The 13,684-nt window shown below is 47.5% G+C and carries 12 protein-coding genes; 3 read left to right on the top strand and 9 right to left on the bottom strand.

The annotated features are described in order from the left end of the window. Positions 1–3 precede the first annotated feature (3 nt). Entirely contained in the window at positions 4–729 is a 726-nt protein-coding gene (locus BLR64_RS24970; RefSeq protein ID WP_090718784.1) for a spermidine synthase, read from the top strand. Positions 730–754: 25 nt separating this feature from the next. Here BLR64_RS24970 and BLR64_RS24965 read toward each other — a convergent pair whose 3' ends face one another. The 8 genes from BLR64_RS24965 to BLR64_RS24930 form a co-directional block, all read right to left on the bottom strand. Further along, a complete protein-coding gene (locus BLR64_RS24965; protein ID WP_090718782.1) occupies positions 755–2,461 on the bottom strand; it encodes a SpoIIE family protein phosphatase in 1,707 nt (568 codons plus the stop codon). Beyond that, positions 2,458–2,877, bottom strand: a complete 420-nt coding sequence (locus tag BLR64_RS24960) for an ATP-binding protein (protein WP_090718780.1) — start codon at positions 2,875–2,877, stop codon at positions 2,458–2,460. Before BLR64_RS24960 ends, BLR64_RS24965 begins: the two co-directional genes overlap by 4 nt. Then, the gene (locus BLR64_RS24955; RefSeq protein WP_090718778.1) at positions 2,877–3,215 is read right to left on the bottom strand and encodes an STAS domain-containing protein; all 339 of its coding nucleotides are present in this window, start codon (positions 3,213–3,215) and stop codon (positions 2,877–2,879) included. The genes BLR64_RS24960 and BLR64_RS24955 overlap by 1 nt, the downstream gene beginning before the upstream one ends. A 3-nt stretch (positions 3,216–3,218) precedes the next feature. After that, positions 3,219–5,765, bottom strand: coding sequence for a chemotaxis protein CheA (locus tag BLR64_RS24950; RefSeq protein ID WP_090718776.1), 2,547 nt, complete (start codon positions 5,763–5,765; stop codon positions 3,219–3,221). Between the two features lie 3 nt (positions 5,766–5,768). After that, positions 5,769–6,224, bottom strand: a complete 456-nt coding sequence (locus tag BLR64_RS24945; RefSeq protein ID WP_090718774.1) for a chemotaxis protein CheW — start codon at positions 6,222–6,224, stop codon at positions 5,769–5,771. An 11-nt stretch (positions 6,225–6,235) separates the two neighbouring features. Beyond that, complete coding sequence (locus BLR64_RS24940) at positions 6,236–7,807, bottom strand: methyl-accepting chemotaxis protein (RefSeq protein WP_139172090.1); 1,572 nt, start codon at positions 7,805–7,807, stop codon at positions 6,236–6,238. Between the two features lie 329 nt (positions 7,808–8,136). Next, entirely contained in the window at positions 8,137–10,275 is a 2,139-nt protein-coding gene (locus BLR64_RS30935; protein WP_090718770.1) for a LuxR C-terminal-related transcriptional regulator, read from the bottom strand. Between the two features lie 166 nt (positions 10,276–10,441). Further along, positions 10,442–10,861 carry a hypothetical protein gene (locus BLR64_RS24930; RefSeq protein ID WP_090718768.1) on the bottom strand — a complete coding sequence of 140 codons (420 nt, stop codon included), beginning with the start codon at positions 10,859–10,861 and terminating at the stop codon, positions 10,442–10,444. A gap of 316 nt (positions 10,862–11,177) precedes the next feature. Between BLR64_RS24930 and BLR64_RS24925 the strand changes: the two genes are divergently transcribed. Continuing rightward, a complete protein-coding gene (locus BLR64_RS24925) occupies positions 11,178–11,930 on the top strand; it encodes a 3'-5' exonuclease (protein WP_090718766.1) in 753 nt (250 codons plus the stop codon). A 205-nt stretch (positions 11,931–12,135) separates the two neighbouring features. Further along, a complete protein-coding gene (locus tag BLR64_RS24920; RefSeq protein ID WP_090718764.1) occupies positions 12,136–12,900 on the top strand; it encodes a MerR family transcriptional regulator in 765 nt (254 codons plus the stop codon). A gap of 85 nt (positions 12,901–12,985) precedes the next feature. On the opposite strand, the gene BLR64_RS24915 is transcribed toward BLR64_RS24920, so the two are convergent. Further along, a complete protein-coding gene (locus BLR64_RS24915) occupies positions 12,986–13,576 on the bottom strand; it encodes a PepSY domain-containing protein (protein WP_090718761.1) in 591 nt (196 codons plus the stop codon). Between the last annotated feature and the right edge of the window lie 108 nt (positions 13,577–13,684).

The raw sequence follows: 13,684 nt of genomic DNA, 5'->3' as shown, positions 1-13,684 counted from the left end.
GATTTGCACCCACAGCATGACGACAATGAAATTCAGGTATATGAAACTACTGAGCTATATGGTGAAAAAGGGCGCTTCCGCGTCCTCCAGTTCTCCGGCGATGCCATCCAGGGCGCGCTTGACCTGGAGCAGCCGAAGCGGGTTGTGTTCGAATACCCGCGGGCGATGATTCATTTGATGGAATACAACAGGCCGTTGTTTCAGGATGTGTTCTTGATCGGGCACGGGATCGGCACGATTGCCGGGTATTTTGCAGAGAAGCGCTTCAAGGTAGCCGAGGTGAATGAGGAGGTTGTCCGCTACAGCAGGTCCCATTTCGGCTACACGCAGGACAATGTCCTGATCGGCGACGGCCGGAGCCTGCTTGAAGCGGAGCGGGACGGCCAGTATGATTACATTCTGCTGGATGCCTTCACCGCTGCCGGTACGCCGCAGCATCTGATCTCCAGCGGATTTTTCGGTCTTACCCGCTCCAAGCTCCATTCCGGCGGCTCCATCCTCATGAACCTGATGGGCAAAAGCGAAAACGACCGGCTGATGGGCGCCGTCCACACGACGCTCAGCGAACACTACCCTTATGTTGAAGCCTTCGCCCTGCCGGCCGAAGGCGCTGCCGATGTCCGCAACATCCTGCTGATGGGCAGCGGCCGCCCGGTCCGCTACCAGGCCCGCCAGCTGGCCGGCTTCGTCCCGGTCACCCTCGGCCAGGGGCATGTGATCCGGGATTGAGGCGTTTACGTTCCTGTAATCACTGTCACTGTATCTCCAGGCAGATCAGACATACATCATCCAGCTCGATCTGCTTGTCTGCTTTTCCTGAAGCAAGCACTGTATCCATAACCATGGAGATCGGCTTATCTTTTGTTTCTCTCATTACTTCCGACAACAGATCCAGCTGCTTTTTCAATAATCGTCCTGGGCTTTCTATTAAGCCATCTGTATAGAGCAGCAGTCTGACTGGGCCCTTGAACAGAATCGTTTGTTTCTCCGCCTTCAGCACCGGAATCAGACCGATAGGAAGACAAGAGGACTTAAGCTCCGATATTTTCCCGTTTCCGTCCATCAATATCCCGCTTGGATGCCCCGCATTTATATATTCGATCGTTCTATTCTTTAGATCCACTAATAAATAAATGGCAGTGAAATAAAAGTTTGCGGCAGGCACAGCCCCTTTAAAAAGCTTATTCATATGATTATTAAGTTCGGTGATTACTTCTTCAGGACTAAGATTGGCCTGAATGATCCCTCTAAGCAGCGAACGGGTAGACATACAAATAAGTGCTGATGACACTCCATGTCCCATTACATCCATGATCAATATGCCATACCGGTGTTCTTCTATACGGTACCAGGCATACATATCTCCTCCAAGGCTCTTGGAGGGAATATAGCGGGCATCTATAGAAAACGCCGGAGTGTAGATAGGAGGGCTGAGAACACTCTTCTGCACCTCTCGCGCCAAGTCCAAATCGGTCTGGATATTTTTCTCAACCAGCTTTTTATGGGTAATGTCCAGTACTACGCCGTTTACTGTAGTCTTCCTGTTCCTTTCATCATAAGAAGAAAACAACCGGCTCTCTACCCAGCGCATTTCACCACTTGAGTGGATGACCCGGTATTCCAGAGAGGTATCAACCGGAATCTTTTTTGAGGCGGCGCTGATTCTGTTATTCACCAAAGCTTTATCCCCATCATAAATTTGTGCTGCCCATAAACCAGGATATTCATAGTATTCCTCGGGTGAATACCCGAATATCTTCTCGCAGGCGGGTGAAATGGTTAGTAATTTATTCTCATCTGCATCATAAGACCATAAAATAATGTCGATACTTCCAAAAATATTATTCAGCTGAGTTTGGGCATCAGCCAGTCTACGCTGCATCCTTTCAAATTCTGTGATATCTTTGGCAAAACCGATGACTCCCTTAATTTCTCCGTCAGCCTTAAGGGGGACACTGGATAAATCAAAGGTAAGATATTCACCGTCTTTACGCCGCATTTGTAATTTTCTTGATGTAGAACGAAGGCTTCCCCTGATGATATCCGCAAAGGTCTGCTGAACTAACCTCCTGTCTTCAGGACGGAACAGGCTTGAAAACAAGGTGTTTTGAATTTCTGCTTCTGTATATCCGAGAAGCTCCAGCAGATTCGGGCTTGCAGTGTTCAGTGAACCATCCAGATTGACCACATAGATGCCTGCGTTGTTATACAAAAATAATGATTTATAGCGCTGTTCACTTTCCTGAAGCTTCCGCGTGTTATCAATTTCTTGTCTATGCATAATATAAAGAGGCAGCAAAATAACGCATTGAGTAAATAGATCAACAACAAACTCATAAGCAAACTTTTTATCAACAAAGATCAGATTATAACAGTCTAGTAACAAGAGAATAAGGAGGATTAGTTGAAACCTGTATCTCTGATGCCATTTCCCCAAGATGTTAAGGGAGGTATTGTTCATGTCACTCTCCTTCCTCTTCGCATTAAGAGTGTGACATAGGCTCCAGAGGGGATTAGTTTTACTTCATCCATAATTCCTTTAATAAGGACAAGTCCCCTCCCCCTTGACCCCGTTTTAACGGGAGAGAGCGGATCATTATGCAGCTCATAGGCCTCTCCGCTTTGGCAAATGGTTATCTCCATAACGTCCGATTGTACCAGCCAGGTTATTTTGAACATACAATTTCCTGCAGGACAGCCATGCTCGAATGCATTCATGCAGGCCTCTTCCGTTACGAGCTGCAGCAAAATGGAATCATGCTCGGAAAAGCCTGCCCTGGCTGCAATTGTCCTGGTGATTTCCATAGCTAGTGCAATGTCATCGGCTCTATAAATAACTAAAATTTGACTGTATATCCCCTCAGAGAGTCCATTCATCACTCTTCACCTTTACAATAAGCATACGCTTCGTTTATATCCGGGAAAATCTTCATCAGGGTACGGAAATGAACGATTTCAAATATTTCGCTTACAGTGGCTTGCACTCCACCGATCAGGATCTCCTTATTGGCTCTTCCTGCACTGAGCACGGCGTCTGCAATTACACCCAGCGCAGCGCTGTTCAAATAGGAGACTTCCGTAAGGTTTAATATCAGTTTGGTCTTCTGCGAATCTGACAAGCTCAGAAGAGCTTTGCGGAAATCATCTACATTCTTCAGCGTTACATCTGACTTCCAATTCAGCTGCTCCACTTTATCCTTCAAGGAATTCTCCATGCCTCATCCAACCTCTTTCCGTTTAGGTTCAAGTTTCAGCGCCTTCTCTAAATTCAATAAATGGATAAACTGTTGGTTTTCCTTATAAATGGCTTCAAGCAGTTCCGAATTTATTAGCAAGTGCTCCGGTGCCGGCTCCAAATGAGCCTGTGAAAGGAGACATACCTTTGAAACCGCATCCACCAGCAATCCGATCTCATGGCCTGACACTTCACAGATCAGAATACGGGAGCTGGATGAGCATCCGTTGTCAAGCATCCCCAATCTGGATTTGAGATCATATAGCGGAAATAGTAATCCTCTCAAATTAATCATACCCAGGACATGGGACGAAGCCGCAGCCAGCATATGAATCTCCTGGACGGGGACAATTTCTTTTATTTTACGGACGGGAATGGCAAAATCCATTTCTGCCAGACTAAAGGTTATATACTTTTCACTTTGTGAATCCATGATTTCGCTGTCATTCGCTTTAGGCAGGTGAGTTTCATAATGCGAGCCTGCCTCACGGATAATGTAGCGTACATCCAGTATATGTGCGACATTACCATCTCCCAGAATGGTAGCTCCCGCAAGATAGGGGACATTCCCGATATAGTGCCCCAATGATTTAATTACAATCTCCTGGTTTCCGATCGTTTGGTCTACAACCAGACAGACCCGCTGATCCGCCAAGCCAATAATTACAACATACAGTGGATTCTGATCATGATCTCCCTCTGTCTGCACCTGCAGCTTGCGGTGCATACGGACCAGCGGAAGCACCTGATTGCGGAATTTACACACTTCTCTCCCTTGCACCGTAAAAATATCCTCAGTTCTCAGTCTGAATATTTCAATTACATTTATTAAAGGAACTGCATATGTGCTTGTTCCAAGCTTAATGAGCAGAGAGCGGATGATTGCCAGCGTCAACGGAACCTTGATGGTAAAGACGGTTCCTTCATTAGGCGTCGTCGCAATATCGATAACTCCGTTTAATTTCTCAATGTGTGATTTTACAATATCCATCCCCACCCCGCGTCCGGACAAATCTGTGACTGTCTGGGCAGTGGATACGCCGGAACGGAAAATTAGAAGTACCAGCTCCTTTTCAGTCATTTGTTCAATCTCAGCAGCTGTCACAAACCCTTTGCGAAGCGCCGTTTCCTTAACCTTCCCGACATCAATCCCCCGGCCATCATCCGCAACCGTAATGATAATCATATTTCCCTGATGGCTGGCCCGGAGTACAATTGTTCCTTTGCGCGGCTTGCCCATAGCAGAACGTTCCTCGGGCAGTTCTAGCCCATGATCAGCAGAATTACGTAGAATATGAATCAGCGGATCACTAATTTCTTCAATTAAGGTACGGTCGAGCTCGGTTTCTTTACCCTCAATGTGGAGCTCAATTTCTTTATTTGATTTTTGCGCAAGATCACGCATCATCCGCGGAAAGCGGCCAAATAAATGTTCTATCGGTATCATCCGGGTTTTCATCATGCCTTCCTGGAGATCTGACACTACTGTGTTCAAATGGCCCGCGATATCATTCAGGTCATTAATATCACTATTATTTCTGAACTGCTCGCTTAATCTGGAACGGATGCTGTGGAGTCTTGTATTGTCAATGATCAGCTCCCCTACTAAATTCAGCAAATTCTCCAGACGCTCCACATCAACACGGACCGTTCGGGATACCTGCATCTTACTCTCCGGTAACACCGTTATCGCCTTTGCTTTATCCCTTATATTGTCTTTGTTTCTTTCGATCTCTGGAATCTCTTTCCCTTCTACAAAGGTATCCAGATTCAAATTTGTAATATATTCGATATGAATAGAGTCTATCTGGGAGATCTGCTTCAGACTCTGAATAATGTCGTGCTCTACTTGTTTGGTTATCAGAATGTAGACTACAGTACCCGAAAATAAATTATCCTTTTCTATGAGTTCCAGCTCCGGGTAGCACACAGCAATCTCACCATGCTCTGTCAGATTAATTTCAACAAGCTTGGCCCGGACATATTTCATCGACTCTTCTTCAGCCAAATGGACATGTATGGCCATAACTTCATATCCATCTGTCAAGGCCGCTGCAATCTTTCCCCTCTGGGTACTATTGAAAACGATATGCAGAGCGGGTGCCTGTGGTTTGGTTACCTGTTCAACCGGGTGGGGAACGGCCGAATTCTTGATTGCTTCCAGCCGGTTCATCAGAACAGAAACATCCTCCTCCTCCATCACACCAGTTAAGATAGAGCACCGGAGCTGCTTAATAAAATCTACGCATTCAAACAAAATATTCAGTAAAGTACTTTCCACTTCCAGCTGTCCTCCCCGGATCAGCTCAAATACGTTTTCCATTTGATGTGTCAGCCTATTGAGCTGCTTAAAGCCCATTACCGCCGAAGATCCCTTTAAGGTATGGGCCGCCCGGAATATTTTCTGTATGGTATCCCCGTGACAACCTGCATTTTCCAGTAATAGCAAGGACTCATCCAAACACTGCAGCTGCTCGTCCATCTCATCCAAAAAAACACCCAGATACTCTGAATTATAAAAGTCATTCATTCTTTATCGCGCCCCCCCCCCCATATTGTTCCCCCCTTCACCCAATAGACGCTGAATGTTCAGAATACTGATCATCCCGTCAGCAACTTGTCCGATCCCCTCCATATATTCGCTTCCCATAGTCTCGTTATCATCGAGAGGAGGCTCAATCTCCTCAAAAGAGGTTACCTTCTCCACCGCGTCAACGATAATTCCTATAGCCTCCTGCTGGTATCGCACCACTATGATGCGTGACTGAGCATGTATAGGGGTGTCAGGTATACCAATTCTCCTGCACATACTGATCACCGGCACAATTCTGCCGCGCAAATTAATGACCCCGCGAATGAATGGTCTACTGTTAGGCACTGCTGTAATATGCTGTAATTTAATAATTTCATCTATATCGCGAATGTTTATAGCGTGCCGTTCGTTTCCCAGACGGGATATAATGTATTGTTCAGACCCTCCAGCCGGCATATGTTCTCCTCCTATAACTTGAAAGCCGATACAGAACTGTTCAACTCATCGGCTAGTCCTGCAAGCATTTGTGAGGAGGAGGCCGTTTCCTGGGCAGCGGCTGCCGATTCCTCGCTTCCTGCGGCTACGGCTTCAATAGAGAAGAGTACCTCACTCGTTTGAGCCGCCTGTTCCTCGCAAGCTGCAGCGATGCTAGTGATTTGCTGGGTGGTTTCGTTGACGCGGTAGACAATCCCTTTAATCAGTCCCTCGGTACGCTCTGACAGTGCGCTTACCTTACTGACAGCCTGTACACTCAGGACGGTGTTCTTCTGCATCCCCCGGATAATATGGGCAATTTGTTTCGTGGCTTCGCTGCTGCGCTCTGCCAGCTTGCGTACTTCATCAGCTACAACTGCAAATCCTCTGCCCTGCTCTCCTGCACGCGCCGCTTCAATCGCCGCGTTTAAGGCAAGCAGATTCGTTTGTTCAGCGATTTCATTAATAACTTCGATAATTTCACCGATTTTTTGCGAGTCTTGTTCAAGCAGTTCCATCTTTTGAGATAAGTCATTCATACCCTGACTGGATTCCCTTACGGCATCGCTGCCTTCTTCAGCACCCTGGCGGGTTTGAATGGACAGCTCTGAAACCACCTCGGCATTTTTGGCGACCTCATCAATTCCTCTGACCAGATCCTGTATAAGCTGATTCATGTTTTGAGCTGCCTGGGCCTGCGACTGGCTCCCGGTAGCGATCTGTTCGGTAGTTGCCGATATTTGCTGGGAGGAAGCAGCCACGCTCTGGGCGGATTCCACTGCCCCACCAATTAGTTTTCTTAAGCTGGCCGTCATATCATTCACAGCCGTGGCGAGTCTGCCAAATTCGTCCCGATTCTTAATGTTTACCTGCTCTCTCAGATCGCCACCGGCCATCTTAATCATTAAGGAGAGGATATTGGATACTGGCCCGACAATTCCCTGTGAGATAATTAAGGCTAGTCCAATGGCAATCACTGTAGCGAGGACCCCAAAGATGAGGATCGTAGTTCTGCCTGAGGTGTAACTGTCTACCGTAATTTCTATTTTGGTGTTTGCACTGTTCACCAGATCTTCAACTGCAAGATCAGCAGTGTCCAGCGCCTGCTGCAAACCAGGGAGGGCATCCAGTAACAGTTGATACCCCTTGATATTATCATTTGCCATTCCCGCTTCGATTACATCCGGTACGAACGCGTTATAGTTATCGATACCCTGCTTAATCTTCTCCAATGTCGATCTTTGCTCGGCATTCAGTTGAAGTTTATCGTATGCTTTGATACTCGCTGTGAGTTTGTCCTGGTCTTCCTTGATTGCCGACTGAATTCCGCTAAATTCAGAACTGCGAGTTTCCAGAATAATCTTCATTAAGTCGCCCCGCAGCTTATAGAGATCCGCACGGATATTCTCCATGTTGACTAATCCCGGCAGGTTATAGTCGCGCATTTCTTCAGAGTTACTGTTCATCTGTCCCATTTTCACAATCGATAAACCGCCGATGAACAGAAGCAATGCGACAATAGCCAAAAAGCTGCCCAATAATTTCACACGGATATTGAATTTCAATGTAAACACTCCTTTTGTAAAGTAATCCCTTTTATGAATTTAAATGCGTTTTCGGATTATAGCCTCAAACAAGTTATTGTGAAATATTTCTCTTAAATTATCGTATTTTAAGGTCTTTGTGCCTATCCCCGCTAATTCCCGTTTATTACTAAAAGCTTCCTATAGCTCACATAGCTCATATAGGAACTGATTCCTATAGTTGAACTTTCCCGTAGCCGAAACGGAACAAAAAAAGAACAACAGCGATTCTCCAGTTACGGGAAAATCGCTGCTGTTCTCATTTATTGTGGCAGTAAGAATAAAGAGCACTATCCCCTCCACTTAAAAATCTACTTTGGAGACTGCCTCTTCGGGGCAGGTTCTGGTGAGGGACCTTGATACATTTGGGAGATGGCTTGAACACGGCCGCTGACTCCAAGTTTTTCATAAATCTTAGTAATGTGATTTTTAACAGTATGCGCACTGATAAACAGCTTTTCGGCGATTTCCTTATTGTTTAATCCATGCATAACGTGGGCTAATATCTCTTCTTCTCTGGCCGTCAGTTGAACCCTGATTTCCAGCCGGGGCTCCCTTGCCCCCGGTGCCAGGGAGCTCAGATAAAGTTCAGCGGGCCGCAATATGGACTCTTTGACGGGAACCGGAAGAGTTACCTTCCAATCCCTTCCCCCTTTCTCCAAGTACCAAACCATGATAAGCAAGACTGTACCCAAAAACTCATAGGGCTCTATACCCGTTCTCTCCTTGTCGCTCCGTCCCTCCCTGCAGGACTGATATTGACGCAATACAATAACAAGAGGGGTCTCACCGAAATATTTGGTTAGCAGTGCAGGATCATATTCAGTAAGAACACTAGCATTGCCTATCAGTTCTACCTCATCATTTGGACGGTTCAATTCCCGGAGAAATCCAACCGTTAGCTCTTTGGCTTTGGCACTCTTGTTGTAGGCTTCAGGATTCCAGATTAGCAGATTATCATGGAGAAGATTAAATATAGCTGTCTGGGTTAAGGGAACGGTGACCGTCTCCAATTGCATTTTAGTTATGACCAGGAAATGGATGGCATTTAAAAACATAGTGCTTTCCTTCATCTTCCGTTCATTCTCAAAATGTACAGCTATTACACCCAAAAGTCTATGCTCCAAAGCTATAGGGAATTCCAGCAGGCTCCTGCCCTCCCATTGCCTCTTTATAGGTCTGCGAAGCATGGCAACACCAGGCCTGTCATCCGCAAAATAAGTTGCCTCCACATTGGCGGCGTATGCTGAATAACCATCTGCCTGGTCTTTAAAAGGGGTATATATGTCCATCCCTCCGCCCCTTTGTTGATATAGCAGAAGGCACAGAAAGGTACTGTCAATTTGTTGATGTATGGATTTCACCAGTATTTGCAGAAAGGTGTCCAGCTCCTTGATCACCACAGCATCCTGAGCCAGCTCCTGAAAGATCCCGATCCGTATCCGCCGCCGCTCAGTTATGATCTCATTATTCAAGGCATACAGTGCAGAAGATATCTGATTAGCTACCAGCATCCCCATATCCGCAAGTTGTTCAGAAATCTCCGGCAGTATTGAACTCCCGCCAAACAGGACCCCGAATAACTGATTATCATATTTGATCGGGTAGCAGATGATTACCTTTGGTTTTATTCCCCTCATCGTGAAGAAAGAGGCTCTGGGATCCCGGTCTGACTTCTCCCAATACCCCATTTGTTTGGTAAGCCCCACCTGACCGAGGTAACCTTCTCCCGGATAAAATGAAGCTCCAAGCATTGCATTGTCTTCGTTCAAACCCACCGTTTCGGTAACACGGAATAGCTCCCCGTCTAAATCATTAGCGGCATAACCTGTAAATTCAAGTCCCATCACACGGTTAAAAATAGTTAGTACACCCTGGAGCCATGTTGGACTGGTAGAATCCATCAAACGGACAAGATTCATCAATTGCAGTTTATACGCATAATGATCCTCATCCTGTTCCCGCTCCAGAACCATCCCCATAATCTCGGCCAATTCTTCCATCTGATTAAGAATGCGTTTAATGTGTTCTGCCGTAAAGACACGCGCACCACAAAGAAAGCGCTCCCATAATTTATGTTCCTCAAGTGGTTTGGATTGATACACCATGCCCTCAACCCATTCTTTAGTGTTTTCATCTACCAGGATCCCCGCAAGAATAAAATAAGGCCTAAATTGCTTGGTTACTACAGGAGCAATCAGGAGTTTGAATCCTGAAGAGGTTTCATATACAATCGGCTTTTGTATGTCCTTAACTTTTGTTAGAATATTAGGTATTGCATTCTTCAGGCTATTGCCTGCGAACTTTAACACATCACCAAATTCTTCAGATAATCCAGAAGGCTGCGTTAAGCGATCATCCTCTTGATTTGTTACTACCATCATCAATCCGCAAATAGAAGAGTATGCATTTTGTAAAGACTGCAAATAGACAGCCGCTTTTTTCTTCATTCCATCAACCTCTCTCCCCGGCTAATAAATTTCGTTCTATTGAGGCCATATTCCTGCTTTTTGCGCGTTTTTTTACATATGAAGATAAAGATCACGCAAGGCTTCCTTTCATATGCGTAATCATACAATATCCGGATTCATGAATTCCATTATTCAGCCTCGCCCTTTACCATAGACTTCCCGCCTGCATCGGGAACCGGATGAATACGAGCTCGTCCCCATCATTCAGTACCAGAGGCTCCTGCAGCCGCTGACATGCTTCCCCACGTACAAACACCTTATACAGCCCGTCCTCAAATCCCAGCAGCGCAGCTTCCAACGCTTTCCCCAGCTCAGGCAGATTGTCGTTATAGACCGTTCCGAAGCCGGTTTTACCGCTGCCCCGCTGATTGTTAATGGCACCACCCGTCAAAAAGTGAATCAGCTCGCCGCGCCCCTGCTTATCAGTAAGTTCCTTCATCTGTGTAGCCACAACGGCAGTAATCAGTTCCTCCAGGTTGCCCGGAGTCTGAGCAAGAATCAATTCACGGCGTCCCAGCACCGGCTTGCGTTTGCCTCCACTTTTCACAGTTACATACAGCCGCATGAAGTATTCCCCCTCCTCCGTCTATAACGTTCCGCTCTAATAAACAGAGCATCCCAAATTATTACCCATTTTACACCATTAATTCCCAGAAATCCTAAGAAACCGAAAGAATGCTCCAGCTGCTCAAAATTCTCCTGCAAAGATGTACTTCCCCCTGCCTCCATGACTCTAGGAGCAAACCGCTAGCCCCTTTTTTTGCCTGCACGGCGGGGGTTCCACGCGGTTCTCCCTTTTATCTGCATTTTTTGCTAAAATAGAAAGGTCGGCGCATTCTTTTCTTTACAAGCGCCAGTCAATGAAAACGGAGGCATCACCTGTGGATTATATTATTCTGGACATCGAATTCAACGGCCGCAAATTTGCCAGCGAGCATCCTATGGAGGTCATTGAGATTGGAGCCGTCCGGTTAGACGCTTCCCTGCAGTTTAAGGATGAGTTCACGGCCTTAATCAAGCCTATATATTTCTCTACCCTCAATTCGTTCATTAAGAAAAAAACCGGCATCCCGCAGGAGGACATCGACGTCGCCTCCCGGTTCCCCAAAGTCATCACCGCTTTCCGGAGCTGGCTTGATCAGAGTCCTGACGGTGTGCTGCTGCTGACCTGGGGCGGCGAGGACATGAAGCGGATCATCCAGGACGTGCGTATGCACAAAATGGACGAGTCCTACTGGATGGAGGCCACTTATTTTGATCTGCTGAAAGGGCTGCTGCGCGCCCGCGGACTTACCAACGATATCAGCGTAGAAGGTGCGATGGCGCTGCTCGGCCTTGAGCCTTCCGGCTCCGCCCACCGGGCTCTCGACGATGCGCGGATGACGGCGGAAATTTTCCGTGCGGTATTTGAAGAGCTGGACTTCTCACGGTCCCAGCATTTTGTGGATACCTTCTCCAACGCCAGAGAACGCAAAACGGTCAAAATCGCCATCAAAGCGATGACCGCCCAAAAAATCGTTCCTACCTGGGAGCTGGTAGCCGAGCATTACTTCAAGGGCGAGGGCGCTTTGGCTGATCCGCGGAAGGTCGCGGAGCTGCAGGCGTACTTTACAGCCCAGCTCGGCAAAAAATAATAAGGCTATCTGCGGCTGCGGCAATTTTCCATAAGGGCTTCCTGTGGGAGATTGCCGCTTTTTGTATGACTGCTTTGCTCTCCGGTTACGCTAAAATTAGCGTTTGACATTGCCGTAACGTCAAGGTGTAGAGTTGTTTTTGTAAGCAGGAGCTTACAGACGTAAGGCACGATCATCCGGTGAATGAACCAAGGAGGTGGCGTACATGGAATATACCGTGCAGAAGCTGGGGGCGCTGGCGGGCATCAGTCCGCGGACATTGCGGTATTACGATGAATTTGGTCTTCTCAAGCCGGCGAGAATCAATTCCTCGGGATACCGCATTTACGGCCAGGCGGAGGTCAATCTACTGCAGCAGATTCTTTTTTACCGCGAGCTTGGCCTTACACTGGAGGCAATCCGGGACATCGTGACCTCCCCGTCCTTTGACGGCGCCCGGGCCTTGCGGGAACACCATGAGCAGCTGCTTCAGCGGCGGAAACAGCTGGATGAGCTGATCGCAAACGTCGAGCAGACACTGGCCCAGTCCGAAGGGAGAATAACCATGAGCAATGAAGAGAAATTTGCAGGCTTTAAGCAGAAGCTGATTGAGGATAACGAGCAGCAATACGGACAGGAGATCCGCGGGAAATACGGTGAGGAGGCCGTCGAGAAGTCGAACTCCAGGCTGAGAAATATGACGGAGGAGCAGTATGCCGCCTGCCGGCAGCTGGAGGAGGACATCTTTGCCGCACTTGAGCAGGCGATGGAGGAAGGCGATTCAGCAAGTGAGCTGGCGCAAAAGGCTGCCGACCTGCACCGCCAGTGGCTCGGCTTCTCCTGGGATACCTATACGAAGGAAGCCCATGCCGGATTGGCGCAAATGTATGTCGATGATGAGCGCTTCACCGCTTATTACGACAAGCGCCGTCCCGGTATGGCCGCCTTTCTGCGGGATGCCGTGCATGTCTATACGGGAGCGAAGCAGTAGGATTACTGTAGAGCGGACGCAGTCAAGTTATATAAAAAAGCACATGAAAAAGGCAGCCGGTTTCCGGCTGCCTCTCTTTCTGATTTTAATCATCATAACCATCGTTATCGTCATCATCGGAATCTACATCCGTGTACAGTACCTTGCCTGTATAGGCATCAACGCCGACTTCCGTCGATGTCCGTCCGTTTCTGATTTCCACCTCATAGACAGCCGTTCCGTCATCCCGGTCAAGGTCTACATCCGTTACCTTTCCCGCGACTTTGGCTGTTGCCGCCTCTGCCGCCTTGGCTGCAGTGATCAGCGCCGCACCTGATGCTGCGGATGAGGACGTATAGTGATCATCATCGTCATTGTTGTCGGTTTCTTTGCGCACACTCAGAACTTTACCGGTATAAGCATCGACTCTTACATCGATCTCCTGGTTTTTCTGCTGAATATCGATGTCGTAATAAGTACCGCTTAGCTTCTTCTCCAGATCAATGCTCTCCACCTGACCCGGTGCCGCCTTCAGGGCAATCTCTTCCGCTTTGGCCACACCGATCAGCGTTTTGCTCTGAGTCTGCTGGACCGCTGATGCCGCTTCTGCTGTTCCGCTCCGGATTTCATTGATGCCGTAAGTCCCCCCGAGAATGATCGCCGCTGCTGCTACACTGCTGAGTAATTGTTTCTTCATCTTTTTCCCCCTCCTGGTTTTAATCTGGCCTGCTCATGTATTTAATATAAGGCTTCAACATGAGAGGACAGCGGCAGCAAGATTAGAAATCGATGAGAAAACACTTCA

The sequence above is a fragment of the Paenibacillus typhae genome (assembly GCF_900099765.1).
Lineage (GTDB): Bacteria > Bacillota > Bacilli > Paenibacillales > Paenibacillaceae > Paenibacillus_AQ > Paenibacillus_AQ typhae.
Note: the sequence above shows the minus strand (reverse complement) of the source record. Positions and strands in the feature narration are given on the sequence as shown.

Coding starts and splice junctions, on each gene's coding strand:
- BLR64_RS24965 (WP_090718782.1), bottom strand. CDS start 2,461: ATGAACAATACCTCCCTTAACATCTTGGGGAAATGGCATCAGAGATAC.
- BLR64_RS24960 (WP_090718780.1), bottom strand. CDS start 2,877: ATGAATGGACTCTCTGAGGGGATATACAGTCAAATTTTAGTTATTTAT.
- BLR64_RS24955 (WP_090718778.1), bottom strand. CDS start 3,215: ATGGAGAATTCCTTGAAGGATAAAGTGGAGCAGCTGAATTGGAAGTCA.
- BLR64_RS24950 (WP_090718776.1), bottom strand. CDS start 5,765: ATGAATGACTTTTATAATTCAGAGTATCTGGGTGTTTTTTTGGATGAG.
- BLR64_RS24945 (WP_090718774.1), bottom strand. CDS start 6,224: ATGCCGGCTGGAGGGTCTGAACAATACATTATATCCCGTCTGGGAAAC.
- BLR64_RS30935 (WP_090718770.1), bottom strand. CDS start 10,275: ATGAAGAAAAAAGCGGCTGTCTATTTGCAGTCTTTACAAAATGCATAC.
- BLR64_RS24930 (WP_090718768.1), bottom strand. CDS start 10,861: ATGCGGCTGTATGTAACTGTGAAAAGTGGAGGCAAACGCAAGCCGGTG.
- BLR64_RS24920 (WP_090718764.1), top strand. CDS start 12,136: ATGGAATATACCGTGCAGAAGCTGGGGGCGCTGGCGGGCATCAGTCCG.
- BLR64_RS24915 (WP_090718761.1), bottom strand. CDS start 13,576: ATGAAGAAACAATTACTCAGCAGTGTAGCAGCAGCGGCGATCATTCTC.